This is a genomic window from Shinella sp. 838, from assembly GCF_029623935.1.
Classification (GTDB): Bacteria; Pseudomonadota; Alphaproteobacteria; order Rhizobiales; family Rhizobiaceae; genus Shinella.
Genome location: NZ_JARSBQ010000009.1, coordinates 238356 through 258328, shown reverse-complemented (window position 1 = coordinate 258328; position 19973 = coordinate 238356). Strand labels below are relative to the sequence as shown.

Sequence of the window (19973 nt, the reverse complement as noted above, 5' to 3'; positions counted from 1 at the left end):
GGAGGCAACGGGTTCTTGCCGGGCAGGATCTGTGTCTCATCATGCGCATTAAGTGCCTGTTAACCATCCCGGTCAGGCAGGGCACTGGCGGCCCAGAGGTCGAGTGCCATCCTGCGGAGCTCAAGCGCTTCCGCCCACCGGTCCGTCGTGTCGTTGCCGTCCCGGCCGGTGATCGCATAGGGCTTGGGGCCGAGCTCGCAAGTGAAGACCAGCGTGGCGTCCACGGCTGCGCGGGAGCGCCAGTCGCAGAAGCCATAGCTCCACCACTGGTGGAAGAGATCGACCCAGGGACGATGGTGCGGAAAGGAAAGTTCGATCTGCACCTGCTCGCGCGAAGCGATGCGGCCGTGGAAAGCCTGGGCGTTCTTGAGGATGCGGTGGATCAGCGCGTGGTTTTCTTCCGAGACCGGGAAGGCGAATTCACGCCCGACCAGAAAATGCGAGAGGTCGGCGAGGAGCGGCAGGTCGGGCCGCCGGTCGAGGAGATCGAGCGTGAAGTAGAGATCCGTGGTCATCCGGTCTCGATGCGTCTCGATATAGACGGGAATGGCGGCCTCTTCGGCGAGCCGTATCCATCCATCGAGAAGCGGCAGACAGTCCTCGATCCGGCGCGGCCGGATATCGGGTTGCAGGTTGATATGGCTGACCGGATACTCTGCGGCCAGCTCCAGCGCCAGGCGCAGATCATCGACGGTGCGCGGAAAGCAGACCCCTTCGATCCTCAGGCCGGTGCCGCGTAGTGTCTCGTTAAGGCGGGCGACATCCGCGCGGTTTGTATAGTGCGCACTGACACCGTCGAACCCTGCCTTTGCGATCATCGCGATGTTTTCCGCAAGGCTACGCTCATGGCCATCCGTATGGCGGCGCTCCATGGCCCAGAGCGACTGGAAGACGAGCAGCGTCTGCATCAGGCGGCCCGGGCGCTCTTGAGAAGACCTTTGAGGTTCACAGCCGGATCGGCAAGCGCCGACCGGTCAGGTGTAATCCCGGCCGCAATCAGCATCTCCACCAGCTTGATGTCTCTTGCCACTCCGTTGCCGGTTCCGAGACCGGCCGCCGCCACGAGAAGTCCGTCCTCAAGGTAGAATTCCAGTTCACCTTCCGCTATGGAGCGGAGAATGCTCTGGTGCCCGGATTGGGGCAGGCCTGTAACCTGCAGGCTGAGATCATACTGGTCGGACCAGAACCACTGTGGGGCGCAGAAGGCTTCGTGGGCGCCGGTCATGTTGCGGGCGGCCGTCTCGGCCTGGCTGCGTGCATTGCGCCAGCTCTCGAACCGCGTGGTGCCGCCCTCCGGCTGGGAGACGGCGGCGCAGTCGCCGGCGGCGAAGATATGCGGATCGCTCGTGCGCAGGAAGGCGTCGGTGACGATGCCATTCGCCGTTGCGAGCCCTGCTCTCTCGGCAAGCGCGACATCGGGCAGAACGCCGATGGCTGAAACTACGGTTTCAGCGGGAACGCGGATACCATCGGCAAGCATGACGGCATCGGAGGTGATTTCGGTAAGCCCGAGGCCGAGATGAAAACGCACCCCCTCCCCCCGGTGCCGCGCATGCAGCCTTTCGGCGAAGCGTGGCGGAACGGCCCGCCCGAGCGGTCTGGGTGCGGCCTCGATGATGCTGACAGGAATACCCCTGCTCCGCAGCACCGCGGCAAGCTCCATGCCGATCAGCCCGCCGCCGATGATGGCGACAGGCCCGCCAGTTTCTGCACGGGAAAAGAGGGTTGCGGCGTCGCCATAGGTGCGGAAATCGAGCGCTCGCTCGGCACCGGGGCATGCCAGCCGTCGTACTCGTGCGCCGGTGGCGAGGAGCAGTTTGCCGTAGGGCAGTGCCCGGCCGTCGCTGAGGGCTATGGTGCGGCTGGCGGCGTCGATGCGGGTGGCGGTGCGGCCCGGGCGATAGGTAATGCCGGCGGCTTCCAGTGCCTCAGTCGTGCAGATCGCCTTCATCTGCACAACTCCTTCCAGTGGTTTGGAGAGCGGAGGGCGCTCATAAGGCAGGTGTGGTTCCGTGCCAATCAGCGTGACGGCGCCGGAAAAACCGGCTTCACGGGTGGCGAAGGCGGCGCGGGTCCCGGCTTCGCCCGCCCCGATAATGACGATGTCGTCCATGCTGGTCTCCGTGGAAAGGGACCGGCGCGTGGCGCCGGTCGGGGGGGGATCAGTTCCGGCTGGCGTAGTCGGCCATGTTCTTCGGGGTGACGAGCTCGAAGGGCACCCAGACCTGCTTTTCGATCGCCTCGCCGCGCACCAGCGCCACCGCGGCATCCACCGCGCTTGCCGATTGGCCCTTGGCGTTCTGGAACACGGTCGCGTCGAGATCGCCTGCCGCCATGGCTGCGAGGCCGTCCTGCGTCGCGTCGATGCCGATGATGATGACGTCGTCCATGGAGACGCTTGCCGCCTTGAGAGCCTGAATCGCGCCGATCGCCATTTCGTCATTGTTGGCGAAGACCACGTCGATGGGCTGGCCAGCAGTGATCCAGTTGGTTGTCAGGTCCATGGCATTGGTGCGTGTCCAGGCGCCGGACTGTTCGTCGGCGATGGTGACACCCTTGCAGTCGCTCGCTGCCAGCGCATCCTTGAATGAGGACGTACGGTCGCGCGAGGCCTGGTGGGCAAGGTCGCCCATCAGGATGTAGACCTGTGCATCGCTTGCCTTGCCCTTCTCCTTCAGCAGCGAACAGGCGGCCTGTGCGCCAAGTTCGCCGGAATCCGTCTCCTTTGATCCGACATAGGCCTGCTTTTGCGGGAGCTTGGCGATGTTGTCCGGCTCGAGGTTGAGATAGACGAGCGGAATGCCGGCCTTCTCGGCAGCCTCGCTGATGCCCGGGGCGGCGGAGGTGTCCGTCAACGTCATGATAATCGCATCCACCCCGGCAGCGATGAAATTGTTCACCTGATTGAGCTGCTTGGAGATGTCGGTCTGGGCGTCCTCGACCTGGACATTGACGCCTTTGACCTCTGCGGCTCGCGCGCCAATCCCTTCGCGCAAGAGGGTCTGGAAATTGTTGTCGAAACTCTGCATCGAGACGCCGATCGTCTCCGCTGCGGCAGCACTTCCCATCAAGGCGGCCAGAATGGCCGCCAGGCACATGGATTTCATGGTATCCTCCCAGTTTGGGTGCCGGTCCACCCGCTCGCACTCCGGAGACCCGGCGGGCCTGCTTGTCGGCGCCGCCCTAGCCGAGGGCGACGCGAACCTCTCCGTCGATCACCTCGGCGGGATAGGTTTTCAGGTTCTCGCAGGCCGGCAGGCGCAGGGCCTCGCCGGTGCGATAGTCGAAAGCGCCGGAATGCTTGGGACACTCCACCTCGAAATCCATCACCAATCCTTCGGCAAGATGGATCGCCTCATGAGTGCACAGGCCGGCGGTACAATAGACGCTGTCATCCGGCGCGCGGTAGATGGCGTAGGTGCGGCCGCCATGGTCGAAACGGACAGCGCCTTCCTGTTCGATGTCGGCGAGCTTGCAGGCGGGAACCCAGGTCATTCGGCAGCTCCTTGAACTTCGGTACGAGCCTTGCGGGCGGCGAGCTTTTCCTTGCGCTTGCGGTAGCGCTCCTGCATGCGGGCTTCGCCTTCCGTGGAGCCGTCGTGCCAGGTGCCGAACCACTTATCGAGCGGGATCAGGGCATCGCCGTAATTCACCTCGAAATACTTGTGGTGCAGGTAATGCGCATAGGCGTGGCTATCGACCAGCGTCTCTTCGCCCACTTCCACCTTGTCGAAGCCGACATGGCCGGGAATGGCGCCGAAGCCGGCATAGTGAAGCTGATAGAGCATCAGGATGGGGTTTGACGGCAGGACCAGGTGATAGAAGGCGGTGCCGAGATAGAGCAGGTGCTCGACCGGGTGCATCGACAGTGACGACCAAGGCGACGGGTTCACCGAATTGTGGTGGACCGAGTGCACCCATTTGTAGAGAAACGGGGTGTGGATGAGCCGGTGAATGCAGAAGAAGTGGAACTCGTGGATGATCGGCACGGCGAGGGCGACGAGTGCCAGTGTCCACGGGTTTTCGGCAAAGCTCAGCCAGGGGGCGTAGCCATTGGCATAGGCCCAGAGCATGGCGACCTCGATCGCCGTCCAGATGGTGACGCCCGAAAGAAACGTGCGCAGGATGTTGTCGAGGTTCTGGCTCTCGAACCAGAAGGCCTTGTTCTTCTGATCGGCAGGGAATTTTCCGTTGTATTTGAAGCGGTTTTCCTGCCTCTTCAACACATAGAGATGCACCTCGAAGGCGCCGTAGAAGAGAAGGACACAGACCGCATTCACCGCGTAGAGCCAGGCGACCCAGCCGATGCCGAGGCTCTGCAGCGTTTCGATTGGCGGGATTATCCAGGCCCAGTAGGCGATAGCGGAAGCCGCGAAGATGGCGTTCCACGGAAAGAAATAGTGCGGCAGCCACTTGAGGATCGCCAGGAGGCGAGGCGGAAAGACGAACAGCGGTGCGGTCTCGACCGGCTGGTTCGGTGCCCAGTCCCCACGCTTATTGCGCGTCCCGTATTTTAGATCGTCCATTGCGCTCTCCCTCGGACGTGCGAGCGGTTTCACACTCGCTGAATTTCCTTGTTGGAAGGGGCGCATGTCGCGCCGCTGGCCCTGTTGCGCCTTGCGCAACCGGCTCTCCTGCCGACCTGGAAATTATCAAGAGCGAGCCGGAATGCCGAACGGTTCCTTGATCAAATCAGATCAGAGGCCTTCGGCCGTGATGGTGATGAAGCGGATGGGGCTTGGGTCCGGTTCGACATCCGTCAGGCCGATGCGGCGGAGGACGAGGTCGAGCGCGCGCTGGGCCTGTGCTTCCGGCGCCTGGTCCAGCACCACATCCATGATGCCATCGCTGAGCGCCGCGCGGGTGTAATCAGTCAACTCGTGTCCGATGAACAGGATCTCCCTGCCCCGCGGATGGCGGCGCAGCACGCTGATCAGGGCGGAGTTGGCACCGCCGGCATTGTAGAGGCCGACGAGATCAGGATATTTCTCCAGCGCGATTGCGAGTGTCTCCGCGCTGAAATGCTCTTCGTCCCGTGTGAAACCCAGCCATTCGAAGGCGATGGGACCGGGATGGGCGGCGAAGTAACTGGAGAAACCGCGGATGCGATCGCGGTGGACCTGATAGATCGGATGACAAAGCGCGACGACAGGGCCTTTCGTGCGGGCCATGCGGGCGATGAACCAGGCGGCCGTCCGCCCGGCGGCCTCGTTGTCTATGCCGACGAAGGCCCCGGTCTTCTCCAGGGCACGGGTGACGACATGCACGATGGGCACGCCCTGGGCCGCCACGGCTTCCACTGCCGCCTTGATGAGCGGGCTGTTCGGGACGGCAAGGATCAGGCCAGCACGCGGCAAATCGGTCGAGCGGATGTGGCGGGCGATCTGCTCCGGGTTCATTTCCTCGGTAAAGCTGCGATGCACGACAACCAACGGATCCAGCGTGGCTGCGATGCGCTCGAATGCCTTGGAAAGGCGCCGGTAGAATGTCGTTTCGGGGCGGACCATCAGGACTTCGATGCGCAGCAAGCCACGGTGCGCATCGGGCAGCGTGCGGGGATAGTTCAGGCTGCGGGCGGCGATCACCACCTTTTCGGCGAGCTCGGGGCGCACGCCGCCACGCCCGTTCAGCACCCGCTCCACGGTCGCTGTACCGACACCGGCAAGGCGGGCAATGTCCCTGTAGCTGGACTTGCTCATCGTATCGTGGGCTCCTTGAACCGATCCCTGCATGCCGCGGAAGCGTGTGCCCGCCGCCGACTACCGTATGACTGCACCACCAAATAGCTGTCTTCAACAAGATCCAGTCGCGACAAATCTGTCGATGAGGCATCCGGCAACAAGCCATGGGCGCGATGCGGGATGAGAGGCAGAATGCTGCGCGATTCGATGCTCTTGCGCTACGGATCGTCTGAGGGCCGTACTTCGACAGCGCCACGAAGGATCGGGCGGCATGCGGCGGATGCTTGCGGGAAGGTGGAAAAGTGGCAGTGTAGCAAGGAATTAGCCCTTTTGCACCAACCCACGGTGACCTGCTGGAAGGTTAGTAACCTTAAAAACCTCGCGCCCCTAGAGAATCGCACATTATCCCGCTTACGTGATCATTGGCTGTCGTGGCTATTTAGTAATGCGACAGTCTCGCCTCTCGATGCGCTGGTCAACGCCAACGTTGGGAGCAAGGCTCGCGTGCCCGTCAATCCGTGATCGATCGGATCAAGCACGGCTGATCGCCGCAACAGATTGCCGGAAGGAGGCGTCTGGAGCTGCATCCAATCTCGGTCAGCCACGAAACGACCTACAAGTTCGAATGCTTAACCGACGGCCAGGCGATCAAGCTATGGCAACATGTGCCGGAGCATCGTGCCAGACATCGACCCCTTCACGCCAGACGCAAGCATGGTCAGAGGTTTAGCCCAGATCTCAATATTCTACGTCACCCGGATGTCGTGGCCGATCGCAAGCAGTTCGAGCATTGGGAAAGCGATCTTATCCAGTTTTGGAAGACGTTCGGAAAAGCCAATGTGATATCACTGGTCGAACCGGTCAGCCGGGTCGCGATTTTCCCGCGCAACAACGATCGGCAGTCCCGACCGGTCAAGAACAGCCTTGGGAAGGGACTACAAGCCCTGTCCCACCTCGCCCGCCGTTCCATCACCTTCGACGGTGGACCGGAGTTCACCGACTGGCCATACCTCCAGGTGAGCATCGGCAACCAGACGTGGTTCTGGGATCCGCAGTTGCCGTGGCAAAAGGAACTGCCGAAAACACCAACGGTCGCGTGCGGAAATGGCTTTCGAGAGGGAGCCGATCCTTTATCCGTTACCGACGCAGACCTCATCGAGATCTGCAACCGGCTAAACATGCGGCACGGAGCTTAGCATGAGACGCTCCCGCAAGCCGCGCTTCGCGCGTGAACGCCACCATCCAAATGCACGACGCTCATCAGAACTCTTCCCAACTATCCTTGCCGGTATCGAGAGCGGCATTGCCCGAGAAGGCCGACGCGATCCTGCGGCTGAGCGCCCGAACCGGCAAGGCAGCTGCGGTGTCATAGGCTCCGGTCTCGCGAGGCGGAAAAGATGCGGAGATCGTGGTCCGCAATTGCGGATGCGAGAGCCTGAACTGTGCCAGCAACTGTCTCAGCGATGCCACTTCCCGCGCCAGACCGTGGCTGGCGGCGGTCGATTCCTCGACCATTGCGGCATTTTTCTGCGTGTCGTGATCCATCTGGTTGACGGCCGTGTTGATCTGCTGAAGGCCTGAAGCCTGCTCCTGCGCCGATTCCACGATCGCTGCCACGTGCCGGTTGATTTCCTGAACCTCGGATACGATCGTTTCCAGCGCCCTCCCCGTATAGCCGACGAGTTGCACCCCTTCACGCACCTGATTGTTCGACGTGGTGATCAGCCCCTTGATATCCTTGGCGGCGCTGGCGGAACGCTGGGCCAGTTCCCGCACTTCCTGTGCAACGACAGCAAAGCCCTTGCCCGCTTCACCGGCGCGTGCGGCCTCGACACCTGCATTCAGCGCCAGCAAGTTCGTTTGGAACGCAATCTCGTCGATAACGCCGATGATGTTGCTGATTTCGTTGGCTGACTTCTCGATCTGCTCCATCGCATGCACGGCGCGGCGTACGACATCACCGGACTGCTCAGCGCCAACCTTTGCGCGGACGACAAGCTGACCCGCATCCTGAGCGCGAGCCGTGGAATTTTTGACCGTTCTCGTGATTTCTTCGAGAGCTGCGGCCGTTTCTTCCACGGCTGCCGCCTGCTGTTCCGTGCGCTTGGCCAGGTCGTCGGCCGCCGATTTGATCTCGTTCGCGCCGGCGTCAATGCCAAGGGCGTTCTGCGCGACCCTGTTTAGAGCGTCCTGAAGCTTTTCGGCCGAGTTGTTGAAGTCGTTGCGCACGGAATCCAGCGAGGCCGTAAATGGCCGCTCGATCCTGTGTGACACGTCGCCGTCCGACAGCTTCGCAAGACCGGCAGCCAGATTGTCGACCGCGAACTGCACATCGGCAGCTTCTTTCGCTTTCAGTTTCTCTCGCGCGACCCGCTCCTCCTCCGACAATGAACGGTTGGCTTCCGTTTCCTGTTCAAGACGAATACGCGCCAAAGCGTTCTCACGGAAAACCGCGACCGTTTTTGCCATTCGGCCTATCTCGTCCCTGCGCTCCTCGCCATAGATGGCAATGTCGAGCTTGCCGCCAGCCAGGGAGGCCATCGTATCTGTCATGATATCGATCGGTCTGATGACACCCTTGATGACGGTCCAGATCGAAAATACTGCGATAGCCGCAGCAAACGCGCCGATGAGGGCCATGATCGCCAACAACAGGGACTTCAGGGCTTCCCCTTCCGCCATGCCGTCTTCAGCAGCGGTGAGCTGAAGGGCAATGAGCTTGTTGATATCCTCGCTCAGAGGATCAACAAGCGGGTAGAGCGCGTTGGTAGCAAACTCTGCGAGAGCCCTGTCGTCATTCGTCGCGACCAGGTCCGCCAGCCCACCGAGCTGCGTCGCTGCATTTTCAAGGTTTTGCCCAAACTGGTTGGCCAGCCGCTCCTCCTCGGCCGTCAGTTTGGTCGAAAGATATATGGCCCACTGTCCGTCGATGTTCTTGAGAGCCGACCGGATATCCTGTTCGCCCTTTTCATTTGTTACCGTGCCCGCTGCGACCTTGTGAACGGTATCAACGATCTTCACGGCATATTCGTCGGCTATCGTCTTCAACTGGCTCATGGGTATGACGCGGTCGGCCACGATCGACCGTACGAGCTTTGCTTCCTCGTTCAGAGCATAGAGGGCGAAAGCTGCTATGGCGACCAGAGTGGCAACAAGCAAAGATATGCAGGAAAGGAGTTTCAGGCGAATGGACATTGCAACTACTCCAAATCTGATAAGTGACGAAATGTGTTTTTCGGGGCTAAAATCACTACCATGGAGTGTCTGCGTGGACACTTGTTATCGAAGATTGCATATATGTGAATAAAATTTGGTTAAACTATAGGCATTTGCCTCGTGTTTTAGCATTCCGAGTATTGAGCAGGGCGGCATAAGAGTGATCCGTCTTTGCTGAGCGAACCCAGATAGTGCGGACCGCGCCGTATTCTCCGTTGGCGCACAGGGTTCTCCGCATCGCCGATCGCAGAGCGATCGGCGTGGTTGTCTATGATAGTCTTAAGAAAAACAGCCGAGGCAAGGATTGGCGCACGCCCATTGCGCCAAGGCAGAAGTCAAGCGCCTCGCGATCGATGGTCGCTCCGCTTCACACTGACGAGCCGACGCGTGACAACTCCAGGGAGATGTCCCTTGCAAAGATCACGGCGATTTCCGGTGGTGTCGGGCGGGCGCGCAGCGCAACATAGAACTGCGACTGCCATTCCAGTTCCAGCCCCCTGATCTGCCGCATCTCGTTCTGTTGCACCCAGGGCCGCGCGAAATGCGTCGGGAGGAATCCGAGAAAACAGCCACTCCGTACCAACATGGCCTGCGCCTCCATGTTGGAAACCGACGCCGTCACGATAGGTGAGCGGAATTTGGCCAGTTCACTCTTGTGCAGGTAAGGCCTTACCGTGACCGGGTGACGTGACACCTCGGCCAGCGTGATGTCCTCATTGGGACGATGGAACAGAGGATGATTTTCGCCGCAGAAAAGGGCGTGCTCCTCGACATAGACCGGGGTGTACTCGACGTTGAGATGACGCTGCGGAAAGGGTCCGACGGCAACGTGGAGTTCACCTGTCTGCAGCCCTTTTGCGAGCGTTTCGGGTGTACCGACTTCGAGTGACAGGCGAACCTTCTGCTCGCGCAGGAAGAACCGCCGAATGGCGAGGTGGACAGGGAGCTCCGGATTGCTGGCTTCGCTGTCCACGATTCCGACGCGCAAGTGGCCTGTCAGGACACGGCGCAGCTGGCCAAGGCTTGTCTCGCAGGTTTCGATCGACCCCAGCAGCTGCTTGGCCTCGTCGTAGACGGCCTCCCCCTTCTCCGTCAGGGCAAAACCCGCACGCCCCCGATGACAGAGCGTGAAGCCCAGCGTCAGCTCAAGGTCTTTCAAATGGGTCGAGATGGCCGAGATGCTACCGCCAAGCACGGCCTGTGCACCGCCAAAGCCGCTGTGCTCGACGACGGCACAGAAGGTGCGCAGGTTGCGAAGGGTATAGTCGCTGATCCGCATGGCGCCGAGCCTCCTCGTTTGGCCCAGCGTAACTTCAATTATTCTGAAGTAAATGTGCAAAGATTGCGATTTAATGAATTATCGCACGCCTGAATACTCCTGCCATCGGCCGTGGCTGTCGCGCCCGCCGACCAGAGGGAGGAAGACATGAAAAATTTTGCCAGGGCCGCAGCCGTCGCTGCCGTCGTGACCTTCGCCGGCAATGTCGCGAAGGCTGAGGAGTGGAAATTCGCAATCGAGGAAATTCCTGGCTCGATCATGGACAGCTATGCGCAGGAGTTCAAGAAGCGCATCGAGACGGCGACCGCCGGAGAGGTCAAGGTCACGGTCTATCCGCTGGGTTCGCTCGGCACGCCGACCGAAGTGGCCGAACAGACGGCGGACGGGGTCATCCAGCTTTCAAACCTTTCGGTCGGTAATCTCGGCACGATCGTTCCGGAGAGTCAGATCTTTCTCTCAACCTATGTTCTACCCAGCGATCCCAAGCGCATGAACGACATGCTGGCGACCAGTCCCGTGATCCATCAGGAGCTGGCAGGGCATTTCGAGACCAAGGGATTGAAGCTTGGCGCTCTCTACAGCGAGGGGCCGCAGGTCTGGACCACCCGGAAGGAAATCCGCAAGCCGGAGGATCTGGCCAATTTCAAGATGCGCGTGATGGTTTCGCCCATGCTGTTGAAGGCCTATGAGGATCTCGGTGCCTCGCCGACGCCGGTTCCGTTCGGCGAAGTCTACGGCGCCCTGCAACTTGGCCAGGTCGATGGCCAGATCAATCCCATTCCGACGATCGAGGAGATGAAGTTCTACGAGGTCACGGATTACCTGATCTGGGCCGGCGAGCAGGAACTTATCACCGCGGTTCTTGCGAGCGACGATTGGTACAAGGATTTGCCCGAAGACCGTCGCCAACTTCTCGACAAGACGCTCGCCGAACTCAACGGTTTCATTCCCCCGGTCGTGCAGCGCTTCAATCAGGAGCGGCTGCAGAAGATCCAGGCGGCCAAACCCACGATCAAGCTGGTCGAGCTGACGGAGGCCGAGCGGGCAGTCTTTCGTGAGCGCGCAAAGGTGACAGCCGATGCCGTTGCGGATGTCGCTGGCCCCGATGCCGGCGCTCTCCTGAAGAAGCTTCAGGCCGAGTCCGTTCAATAGGGCGCGCGGCCCGGCAATCTGCCGGGCGCATCCCGGATCAGGAAACAGAATCATGGAACAAGCACCGCGCTCGCGCCGGAACGCCCTTTTGCGGCTGGATGATGGAATCGCCTCCCTCGAGGCGGCGGTTCTCAGCCTGACGATGATCGTCATGGCGCTGAACACGATTGCCAATGTCTTCGGCCGGTACGTCCTGGCACACAGTCTGTATTTTTCCGAAGAGCTGAACGAGATCCTGATGGTGACCGCCACCTTCATGGGCCTTGGATATGTGACGCGCAAAGGCCGCCATATCCGCATGTCTGCGGTCTACGATCTGGTTCCGGAAACCGCCCGGCGGTGGCTGATGGCCGCCATCGCGCTGACCACGGCTGCCGCCATGTTCCTGCTTGCATGGCACGCCTGGGAATATGTCGCCAAGGTTGCCGCCCGCGGGCGGCTTACACCAGCGATGCAGCTGCCGCTCTGGACAACCTATGTCGTCGTCGTCGTCGGCCTCGCGCTGACCGGCATCCAATACCTCCTTGCTGTCGTCGCCAATGTCACACGCCGGGAGGGGGTCTGGGTCTCCTTTGAAGAGACCGACGCCTTCGAGGATCCCGAAGTGACGAAACTTCTCGAATTGCAGGTCGGCGAAGAGGCCGGTCCTGCCCGCGCCACGGGAGGCTGAACCATGACACTCATGATGATCGCCGTCATGTGCCTGCTGCTCCTGGCAGGTTATCCGATGATGATGCCGCTTCTCGCCGCGACGGTTCTGGCCTTCTGGCTGTACCTGCCTGATCTTGCCATGCAGCAGATCGTCCAGCAGATGATCGGTGGGGTAAAGCCTTCCGCGCTCGTTGCCGTCCCCATGTTCATTCTTGCCGCCGACATCATCACGCGCGGCCAGTCGGCCGACCGGCTGGTCGACCTCGTGATGCGCTTCATGGGGCACCTGCGCGGGGGCCTGGCGATTTCGGTGACATCCGCCTGCGCCTTGTTTGGCGCGGTGTGCGGCTCGACCCAGGCAACCGTCGTCGCCGTTGGCGGGGCCATGCGGCCTCGCATGCTGCGGGCGGGCTACCGCGATGATTTCACTATCGGGCTGATCGTCAACGCGGCCGACCTTGCCTATCTCATTCCACCGTCGATCGGCATGATCGTTTACGGGGTCCTTTCGGGCACGTCGATTTCGGAACTGTTCATCGCCGGCATCGGGCCGGGGCTGCTCGTGGTCGTGCTGTTTTCCGTATGGTGCTGGTATGTCGCCCGGAAGGAAGGGCTTCCCGTCGAACGCCGGGCCACCTGGGCGGAGCGGTTTCATGCGGCGCGGCGCGCTCTCTGGCCGCTCGGCTTTCCGGCTCTTGTTGTCGGCGGCATCTATGGCGGCATCTTCAGCCCCACCGAAGCGGCCGCGATCTGCGTGCTCTATGCCACGCTGCTCGAGCTCCTGATCTTCCGCTCGATCGGTTTGAAGGATCTCTGGAACATTGCCCTTTCGACAGGAATGATGACCTCCGTCGTCTTCATCCTGATCGCCACGGGCGCGGCCTTCTCCTGGACGATTTCCTATGCCCAGGTGCCCCAGCAGATTCTGGCTGCCATAGGGCTGGAAGGTGCCGGTCCGATGAAGGTGCTGCTGGTGATAAACCTCGCCTTCTTCATCGGCTGCATGTTCGTCGATTCACTGGTGGTGATGCTGATCCTCGTGCCGATCTTCGCACCATTGGTGGCCGCGACCGGGCTCGATCCGGTGCTGGTCGGCATCCTGGTCACGCTGCAGGTTGCCATCGGAGCGGCGACGCCGCCTTTCGGATGCAATCTGTTCACGGCCGTCGCCGTGTTCCGCCGACCCTTCGTCGATGTGGTGCGTGGCGTACCGCCCTTCCTTCTCATCCTGCTGCTGGTCGCCGTGCTGCTGAGCCTGTTCCCGTGGATCTCGCTCGGGCTGCGTGACCTCGCGTTCCGCTGACCAAATTCAATCACAAGGAGACTTTTCATGACGGATACAAAATCCGGCAATGCGCACGGCTACGAGAACGGCAGGCTCAATCTACCCTTCGTCGGCATCTCGACCTTCGGCAAGCGCCCCTATGTCGAAGACTGGACGAAGATCGATGCGGATGTGGCCGTTCTCGGCGCACCCTTCGACTTCGGCACCCAGTTCCGCGCGGGTTCGCGCTTCGGGCCCCGCGCGGTGCGCGAAGCCTCGACGCTGTTCAGCTTCGGCCACGCCGGAGCCTATGACCACGAAGACGACCGCATGTACCTCGGCGAGGGCGTGCGTATCGTGGACATCGGTGACGCGGACATCGTGCATACGAACACGGAAAAGAGCCATGCAAACATCCGCAAGGGCGTCAATGCGATCCTGGACGCTGGTGCGCTGCCTGTGGTGATCGGCGGCGATCATTCCGTCAACATTCCCTGCATCGAGGCTTTCGAAGGCCGCGGCCCGATCCACATCCTGCAGATCGACGCCCATCTGGATTTCGTCGACGAGCGCCATGGCGTGCGCAACGGCCACGGCAATCCGATGCGCCGGGCAGCGGAAAAATCGTGGGTGAGCGGGTTGACGCAGGTCGGTATCCGCAACGTTTCGTCAACGGCGAAGGATGGCTACGACGCAGCCCGCAGCATGGGATCCGACATCCTCTCCGTCCGGCAGGCGCGAGGGCTTGGCGCACGCGGCGTGATCGACCGTATTCCCGAAAACGCACGCGTCTACGTCACGCTTGATATCGACGGTTTCTGCCCCTCGATCGCTCCGGGTACCGGCACACCCAGCCACGGTGGCTTCCTCTACTATGAGGTGCTTGAGATGCTCCAAGGCCTGGCGCGTCGCAACGAAGTGGTCGGCATGGATCTTGTCGAGGTTGCACCGGATTATGACCATACTGGCGGGACCGCCATTCTCGCCGCGCAGGTTCTGCTTAACTTCCTCGGTTTCGTCTTCGACGCCCGCGCACAACACGCGCGCTGAAACAACCGCTGAACGCACGGCGGCAGCCTTGGACAGCGGCTGCCGCCGTGACATCAGGTGAAGCCAAGCGTGGCACCTGCGATGAAGGGTGCCCCTCCTCTCCTTGAGAGCCCTTCATCGGCCTCGCCTGGAAGCCTGCCGTGCCAGCACGCGGATGGTGCAAACACAGGCACCTGCCGTTGGCGTGCGGGCAGCGGCAGGCCCACTGATGGGCTTAGCCGTCCGCCATATCCTTGAGTACACCCTGGGCGGCCTTCACCAGGAGGCCGAGATCGACCGCACCGGCAATGAAGCGGTAGCCCCAATGCCTGTAGCGGACGGCGTCGGCCGCGTTGGTGGCGAGGATGCCCGGGGCCTTGCCGGTGGCGACGATGCGGCGTGCCGCATCTTCAAGCACGGCCTGGACCTCCGGCGCTCCGGCGCGACCGAGAAAACCCATGGAGGCGGAGAGATCGGAGGGACCAATGAAGACGCCGTCGACGCCCGGAACAGCCGCGATTTCCTCCAGCCTCGTAAGGGCATTGGTGGTTTCGATCTGCACGAGCACGGCGATCTCGTCGTCGGAGACGGCAAAATAGTCCGATGTCAGGCCGTAGCGGCTTGCCCGGGTCGCGCCAGCGACGCCACGGAGCCCCTTGGGCGGGTAGCGTGTGGCGGCTACGGCTGCCGCCGCCTCCTCGGGAGTTTCAACAAAGGGAACGAGCAGGGTTTGCGCACCCATATCGAGTACGCGCTTGATCAGCACCTTGTCGTTCCAGGCGGGGCGGACGACGGCTTGGGCCGTGCCCACGGCCGCCGCCTGCAACAGGGGCTGGACGCTGGCAAGGTCGATCGGGGAATGCTCGGTGTCGAACAGCAGCCAGTCGAAGCCAACAAGCGAGAGAGCCTCGGAGGAAATCGGGCTGCCGAGGGACAGCCAGAGCCCGTTCTGCGTATCGCCGGCAAGGAGCCGGCGCTTGAACGTGTTGCGGGGAGCCTGCATCATCGCCTCACACGAACTGCACGGCGACCGAGCCGAGCGGGCCGAAATCGGCGTGAAGGGTATCGCCCTTCTTGGCCCAGACGGGGCGTGTGAAGCTGCCGGACAGCAGCATGTGGCCCGGCTCCAGCGTCACGTCGAATGGGGCGAGCTTGTTGGCAAGCCAGGCGACCGCCATCGCCGGATGGCCGAGGACGCCGGCGGCAAGTCCCGTCTCCTCGATTTCCGAATTGCGATAGAAGATCGCGCCGACCCAGCGCAGGTCCACATCCGTCGGTCGAACGGGCCGCCCGCCGAGCACCAGTCCGGCCGCCGCGCCGTTGTCGGCGACCGTGTCGAAAATCCTCCGCGGTTCGGTAACACGTGCGTCGATGATCTCGATGGACGGGATGATCCATTCCGTTGCACGCAAAACATCGACGAGGCCGACATTCGGTCCCTTCAGCGGCTCCTTGAGCACGAAGGTCAGTTCCGGCTCGACACGCGGCACGCAGAAGTCCTCGAACCGCACCTTCGCGCCATCTGCCAGCACGAGGTCGTCGAACATATAGCCGTAGTCGGGCTCATCGATCTTCGAGGCGGCCTGCATGGCCTTTGACGTCAGGCCGATCTTGTGGCCGATGATCTTCACGCCGGCCTTGACCTTGGCCTCTGCCACGGCGGAGGAGATCGCATAGGAATCTGCGATCTCGATCTCGGGATACATCTCCGAGGGACGCGGCCCCTGCACCTTGGTACGGTGGCTTTCCAGCAGGCTCGCGACACAGCGCGCGCGTTGTTCTTCGTTCAGCATGATCAAGGGGCCTTTCAGAGTTTGATGCAGACGTTGCGCAGCTCGGTGTAGAATTCGAGCGAATGGATGCCCCCTTCCCGGCCGATGCCGGAGGCTTTCGATCCGCCGAAGGGTGTTCTGAGGTCGCGAAGGAACCAGCAGTTGACCCAGGCGATGCCGACCTCGATCTGCCGCGATACACGGTGCGCGCGCGACAGGTTCGTGGTCCAGATCGAGGTTGCCAGCCCGTAGGGGCTGTCATTTGCCAGCGCGACGGCCTCCTCTTCCGTGTCAAATGGCGTGATGTGCGTGCAGGGCCCAAAAATCTCGTCAGTGATGACGGGCGCGTGCTGTGGAAGGCCGGTCCAGACGGTTGGCTCCACCCAATAGCCGTTCTCATAGCCGGCAAGCTGCGGCACCCCGCCACCGGCAAGGATCGTCGCGCCTTCGGCCCGCGCCTTGTCATAGTAGGACAGGACCTTTTGCCGATGTTCGGCGCTGATGAGCGGGCCCATCGTCGTCGCCGGATCAAAAGGATCGCCGAACCGGTAGCTGTTTGCCTTGCGCGCAAGGCCCTCGGCCAGCCGCTCGAAGATGCCGCGCTGCACATAAAGGCGCTCCGTACCGAGACATACCTGCCCCGTATTGGCGAAGCAGGCGCGTCCGATCCCTTCCAGCGTGGCGTCGAGATCGGCGTCGTCGAAGATGATGCCGGCATTCTTGCCGCCGAGCTCCAGCGAGACGGGGCGAATGCCGCCGGCCGCTGCGCGCATGATCGCCTCGCCGGTCCGCGTCTCGCCGGTGAAGGTGATACCATCGACATCCGGATGGCTTGTCAGGAACTCGCCGGCAGCACCCGGCCCCTTGCCATGCACCACATTGTAGACGCCCGGCGGGATTCCGGCCGCATTCATCACCTCGCCGAGGAGCGTTGCCGTTGCCGGCGTTTCCTCGGATGGCTTGACGACGACCGTATTGCCGCAGGCGAGCGCCGGCGCGACCTTCCACGTCATCAGGAGAAGTGGCAGGTTCCAGGGGCAGACGACGGCTATGACACCGCGGGGCAGCCTCAGCGCATAATTGAGCGCGCCGGCGCCGTCGGGCGTCGCCATCTCGAACGTCTCCGTCGAGGCCGTGAGGATCTGGTCTGCGAAGACATTGAAGTTCGCGGCGCCGCGAGGGATGTCGATATGTGACGCGATGGAGCGGGGCTTGCCCGTATCGTGGATTTCAGCCGCCAGGAACTCGTCGAAACGTGCATTGATGCCATCGGCGACCTTGCGCAGCAGTGCGACGCGCTCTGCGAGCGGCATGCGGCCCCACGGCCCCTTCAAGGCCGCCCTCGCCGCGCCAACCGCGGCATCGACTTCGGTCCGGCCGGCGGCGGAAATCTCGCCGATCACCTCGCCGGTGCTCGGGAAATGATTGGCGAAGGTCTCGGCGCTGCCGCGGACGAACTTGCCGTCGATGAAATTGAGATAGGTCTTCACATCTTGTCCTTTCGCATGACCACTTCCGTCAGGCCGCCCGCTCGGGGTCGCCGGCCGTCAGGTAGTCCCACATCCGTTCCACAATGCCGCCGCCGAGTGTCGCGCGCTGCGCGGCATCCGCCGCCGTTATGACCGGCGCTTCGTTGGCCAATCCCGCAGCAAGGGCGGCAAGCTCGACGCGGCACATGTCTTCCAGATACCAGGCGAGCATCAGCGCCTCCTCGATCGATCCGCCGCGAACGACCGCGCCGTTGCCGCGCATCAAGACGCCCGCGCTGTCGCCCATGGCGGTGACGACGCCTTCCGCCCGCCCGTCATCACGGATCAGCTGGATGTCGTCCCAGAAACCGACCCCGGGCGCAAAGTAGGTGCCGAAGCCGTGCCGCATCTGTGGCCGACGGCCGAGTGCTGCGAGTGCCATGACACACGGGGACATGAAGCGGATGACTGCACCGACGGATGGCTGTGCCGCATAAATCTGCTGGTGGATGCGCACCTCACCCAGAACACCGGCCGGTAGATCACCCGTCACCGGTACCAGGGTGCAAGGTTCGCCCGGCTCGACCAGGGCCATCGGCCGGGGTGGGCAAGTCAGGAAGTGCTGCTGGTCGATACGGGCAGAGCAATGACCGTAGGCGTGCACGAGACCGGCACGACCAAGGGCGCGGGCGGCCACCCGCACTGCGATTGCGATTTCGTTTGTCATGCAGTCAGTCCTTGAAGGCGGCGATGTTCGGCTTCGCCCCCCAGTGGCAGAAGCCCTTGGGTTCGAAGTGGAATTGCCGGTCGCGCCACAGCGGCTCGTCGTGGATCTCGCAAACGCCCGTCGAATATTCGAACGTCATGCCCTCGGGCCCGGTGAAGTAGAGGAACTGGGCCGAGGAGGTCGGATGCCGGCCCGGCCCGAAGGTGATGTTGACCTGATTGTCCCGCACGTGGCTGAAGGAACGCTGGATATCGTCTGTGCTTTCAACCTGGTGGTTGATGTGCTGGATCCCGGCCTTGTGAAAAGGAAACAGCGCGATCGAATGGTGGATCGTGCCGAGCCGCATCAGTGGCGCATCGCCTATCCGATCGGAAACGCGGGCGTTGCAGACTTGCGTCCAGAAGGACTCGTCACGCTCGGCATCCGTCGTGCAGAGGCCCACATGGGAAAAACCGGTAATGCCGGCATCGCGGGTACCATGGTAGCGCTTGCCCGACATTTCGGGGCGCACGACGAATTCGATGCCGTTGCCGGTCGGATCGTTGAACCGGATGAACTCGCGAACATGGCGTGCGTCGCATTCCTGTGCCGAGCCGTAGTGCACGCGATGGCCGAGACCTTCGAGCGTGGCGGCGGCGCGCTGAAGATCGTCGGAAGAACCGATCTCGAAGGCCGTTACCTGATCCTGTGGATCGCCCTCGAAGTAGCACAGCGTGTGTTCGCGGGCATCCGATTTGAAATAGGTCGCATCCCGGCGGCGCTCCGAGACCTCGAGGCCGAGGATGTTCACTGCGAACCATTCCGCGCCGGCAAGGTCGGTCGTGCCCAAGCGGCAGTAGACAACGTCTTTGAGCTCGATCATCGTTCTTCTCCTCCAAGGAATTCCGGCGCGAGGCAGGGCGAACCCCAGGTGCAATGCGACCGGGCGGTGTCGGAAAACTGGCGTGGACCCCGGATGGCGATCTGGGGGCCGGTCTCGGTATCGGCTGCGTAGGAATAGTAAATGTCGCCCGGCCCCTTGGCCGTGACGAAAACCGCTTCGGACGCGGCATGACGCCCCGGTCCGTGAACGACAGGAACCTGGCGCGATTGCAGGAAATACCAGCCCTGCATCACGTTGTTGACACCCTCGACGGACCAGCTCGCCCCCAGCACCCCATCGCGCTTGGAAGGATAGAGAGCCACACGGTGATGCGCCTCATCGAGGCGGAGGAAAGTTGCATCGCCGATCCAGTCGGAAACCTCCAGCCCGACGCCGCGCGTCCAGAAATCCTCATTGGCGGAGATATCGGTGCAGGCGAGCTGTACTGCCTGGAACCCGGTAATGCCTGCGTCGCGCGGCCCATGATAGCGCCAGCCCGACGTCAGCGGCCGCCAGACGAGCTCCACCGTTACACCGTTCGGTGCCTTGACCGCGATGCCCTTCTTGATCTGGCGGATCCTGCATGCATCTGTGTCGAGACGGACGGGAGACCACTTCGCCAGGCGGCTTTCAGCCGTATCGAGGTCTTCCGCCCGCGCGACCGTCAGCGCGACCGCGGTGTCGCCCGTCTTGCTGTAGCAAAGCGCGTAGTTTCGCGCATCGGATCGAAAGCGGGCATGATCCTCGTCGCGGTCACCCGCCTGAAGGCCAAAGATCTCCGTGGCAAAGGCAGCGGCGGCAGCAAGATCGGGCACCGGCAGGCGCAGGTATCGAAGGTCTCGGTAGATTGCAGTCATTTTCATCTCCTCAA

Annotated in this window: 19 protein-coding genes; 5 read left to right on the top strand and 14 right to left on the bottom strand. The window is 62.2% G+C overall.

Going from position 1 to position 19973, the window contains the following annotated elements; translation table 11 throughout:
* Positions 1-59: 59 nt before the first annotated feature.
* The 6 genes from P9A16_RS24325 to P9A16_RS24300 all read right to left on the bottom strand — a co-directional run bounded on the left by P9A16_RS24325 (position 60) and on the right by P9A16_RS24300 (position 5699).
* On the bottom strand, positions 60-908 hold the full coding sequence (locus tag P9A16_RS24325) for a sugar phosphate isomerase/epimerase family protein (RefSeq protein WP_278025986.1): 849 nt from the start codon (positions 906-908) through the stop codon (positions 60-62).
* Positions 908-2113 carry an NAD(P)/FAD-dependent oxidoreductase gene (locus tag P9A16_RS24320; protein WP_278025985.1) on the bottom strand — a complete coding sequence of 402 codons (1206 nt, stop codon included), beginning with the start codon at positions 2111-2113 and terminating at the stop codon, positions 908-910. Before P9A16_RS24320 ends, P9A16_RS24325 begins: the two co-directional genes overlap by 1 nt.
* Positions 2114-2162: 49 nt before the next feature.
* Entirely contained in the window at positions 2163-3107 is a 945-nt protein-coding gene (locus P9A16_RS24315; protein WP_023514289.1) for a substrate-binding domain-containing protein, read from the bottom strand.
* A gap of 76 nt (positions 3108-3183) precedes the next feature.
* Complete coding sequence (locus P9A16_RS24310) at positions 3184-3495, bottom strand: MocE family 2Fe-2S type ferredoxin (protein WP_023514290.1); 312 nt, start codon at positions 3493-3495, stop codon at positions 3184-3186.
* Positions 3492-4526, bottom strand: coding sequence for a sterol desaturase family protein (locus P9A16_RS24305; RefSeq protein ID WP_130520441.1), 1035 nt, complete (start codon positions 4524-4526; stop codon positions 3492-3494). Before P9A16_RS24305 ends, P9A16_RS24310 begins: the two co-directional genes overlap by 4 nt.
* A gap of 171 nt (positions 4527-4697) precedes the next feature.
* On the bottom strand, positions 4698-5699 hold the full coding sequence (locus tag P9A16_RS24300) for a LacI family DNA-binding transcriptional regulator (RefSeq protein WP_023516851.1): 1002 nt from the start codon (positions 5697-5699) through the stop codon (positions 4698-4700).
* Between the two features lie 539 nt (positions 5700-6238).
* Between P9A16_RS24300 and P9A16_RS24295 the strand changes: the two genes are divergently transcribed.
* Positions 6239-6877, top strand: coding sequence for an IS30 family transposase (locus tag P9A16_RS24295; protein ID WP_272791104.1), 639 nt, complete (start codon positions 6239-6241; stop codon positions 6875-6877).
* Between the two features lie 64 nt (positions 6878-6941).
* Here the strand turns inward: P9A16_RS24295 and P9A16_RS24290 are convergent, their stop codons facing one another.
* Both P9A16_RS24290 and P9A16_RS24285 read right to left on the bottom strand, forming a co-directional pair.
* Positions 6942-8876, bottom strand: a complete 1935-nt coding sequence (locus tag P9A16_RS24290; protein ID WP_278025984.1) for a HAMP domain-containing methyl-accepting chemotaxis protein — start codon at positions 8874-8876, stop codon at positions 6942-6944.
* A gap of 388 nt (positions 8877-9264) precedes the next feature.
* Positions 9265-10176 carry a LysR family transcriptional regulator gene (locus tag P9A16_RS24285; RefSeq protein WP_050746032.1) on the bottom strand — a complete coding sequence of 304 codons (912 nt, stop codon included), beginning with the start codon at positions 10174-10176 and terminating at the stop codon, positions 9265-9267.
* A gap of 147 nt (positions 10177-10323) precedes the next feature.
* On the opposite strand from P9A16_RS24285, the gene dctP reads away from it, so the two are divergent.
* From dctP to speB, 4 genes are read left to right on the top strand one after another with little or no spacing between them, the layout of a single operon-like run.
* Entirely contained in the window at positions 10324-11328 is a 1005-nt protein-coding gene (gene dctP / locus P9A16_RS24280) for a TRAP transporter substrate-binding protein DctP (protein WP_278025983.1), read from the top strand.
* A gap of 52 nt (positions 11329-11380) precedes the next feature.
* Positions 11381-11998, top strand: coding sequence for a TRAP transporter small permease (locus P9A16_RS24275; protein WP_024269929.1), 618 nt, complete (start codon positions 11381-11383; stop codon positions 11996-11998).
* 3 nt (positions 11999-12001) lie between these two features.
* Positions 12002-13282, top strand: a complete 1281-nt coding sequence (locus P9A16_RS24270; RefSeq protein ID WP_024269928.1) for a TRAP transporter large permease — start codon at positions 12002-12004, stop codon at positions 13280-13282.
* Between the two features lie 27 nt (positions 13283-13309).
* The gene (gene speB, locus P9A16_RS24265) at positions 13310-14293 is read left to right on the top strand and encodes an agmatinase (protein WP_023516999.1); all 984 of its coding nucleotides are present in this window, start codon (positions 13310-13312) and stop codon (positions 14291-14293) included.
* A 214-nt stretch (positions 14294-14507) separates the two neighbouring features.
* On the opposite strand, the gene P9A16_RS24260 is transcribed toward speB, so the two are convergent.
* The 6 genes from P9A16_RS24260 to P9A16_RS24235 are packed head-to-tail and all read right to left on the bottom strand — an operon-like array spanning position 14508 to position 19959.
* Positions 14508-15275: an HpcH/HpaI aldolase family protein gene (locus P9A16_RS24260; protein ID WP_278025982.1), complete on the bottom strand. Its 768-nt coding sequence runs from the start codon at positions 15273-15275 to the stop codon at positions 14508-14510.
* A 7-nt stretch (positions 15276-15282) separates the two neighbouring features.
* Positions 15283-16065: a fumarylacetoacetate hydrolase family protein gene (locus tag P9A16_RS24255; protein WP_023513513.1), complete on the bottom strand. Its 783-nt coding sequence runs from the start codon at positions 16063-16065 to the stop codon at positions 15283-15285.
* A gap of 14 nt (positions 16066-16079) precedes the next feature.
* A complete protein-coding gene (locus tag P9A16_RS24250) occupies positions 16080-17534 on the bottom strand; it encodes a 2-hydroxymuconic semialdehyde dehydrogenase (RefSeq protein WP_278025981.1) in 1455 nt (484 codons plus the stop codon).
* Positions 17535-17562: 28 nt separating this feature from the next.
* On the bottom strand, positions 17563-18240 hold the full coding sequence (locus tag P9A16_RS24245; RefSeq protein ID WP_278025980.1) for a class II aldolase/adducin family protein: 678 nt from the start codon (positions 18238-18240) through the stop codon (positions 17563-17565).
* A gap of 4 nt (positions 18241-18244) precedes the next feature.
* Complete coding sequence (locus P9A16_RS24240) at positions 18245-19102, bottom strand: VOC family protein (protein WP_023513510.1); 858 nt, start codon at positions 19100-19102, stop codon at positions 18245-18247.
* On the bottom strand, positions 19099-19959 hold the full coding sequence (locus P9A16_RS24235; protein ID WP_278025979.1) for a VOC family protein: 861 nt from the start codon (positions 19957-19959) through the stop codon (positions 19099-19101). Before P9A16_RS24235 ends, P9A16_RS24240 begins: the two co-directional genes overlap by 4 nt.
* Between the last annotated feature and the right edge of the window lie 14 nt (positions 19960-19973).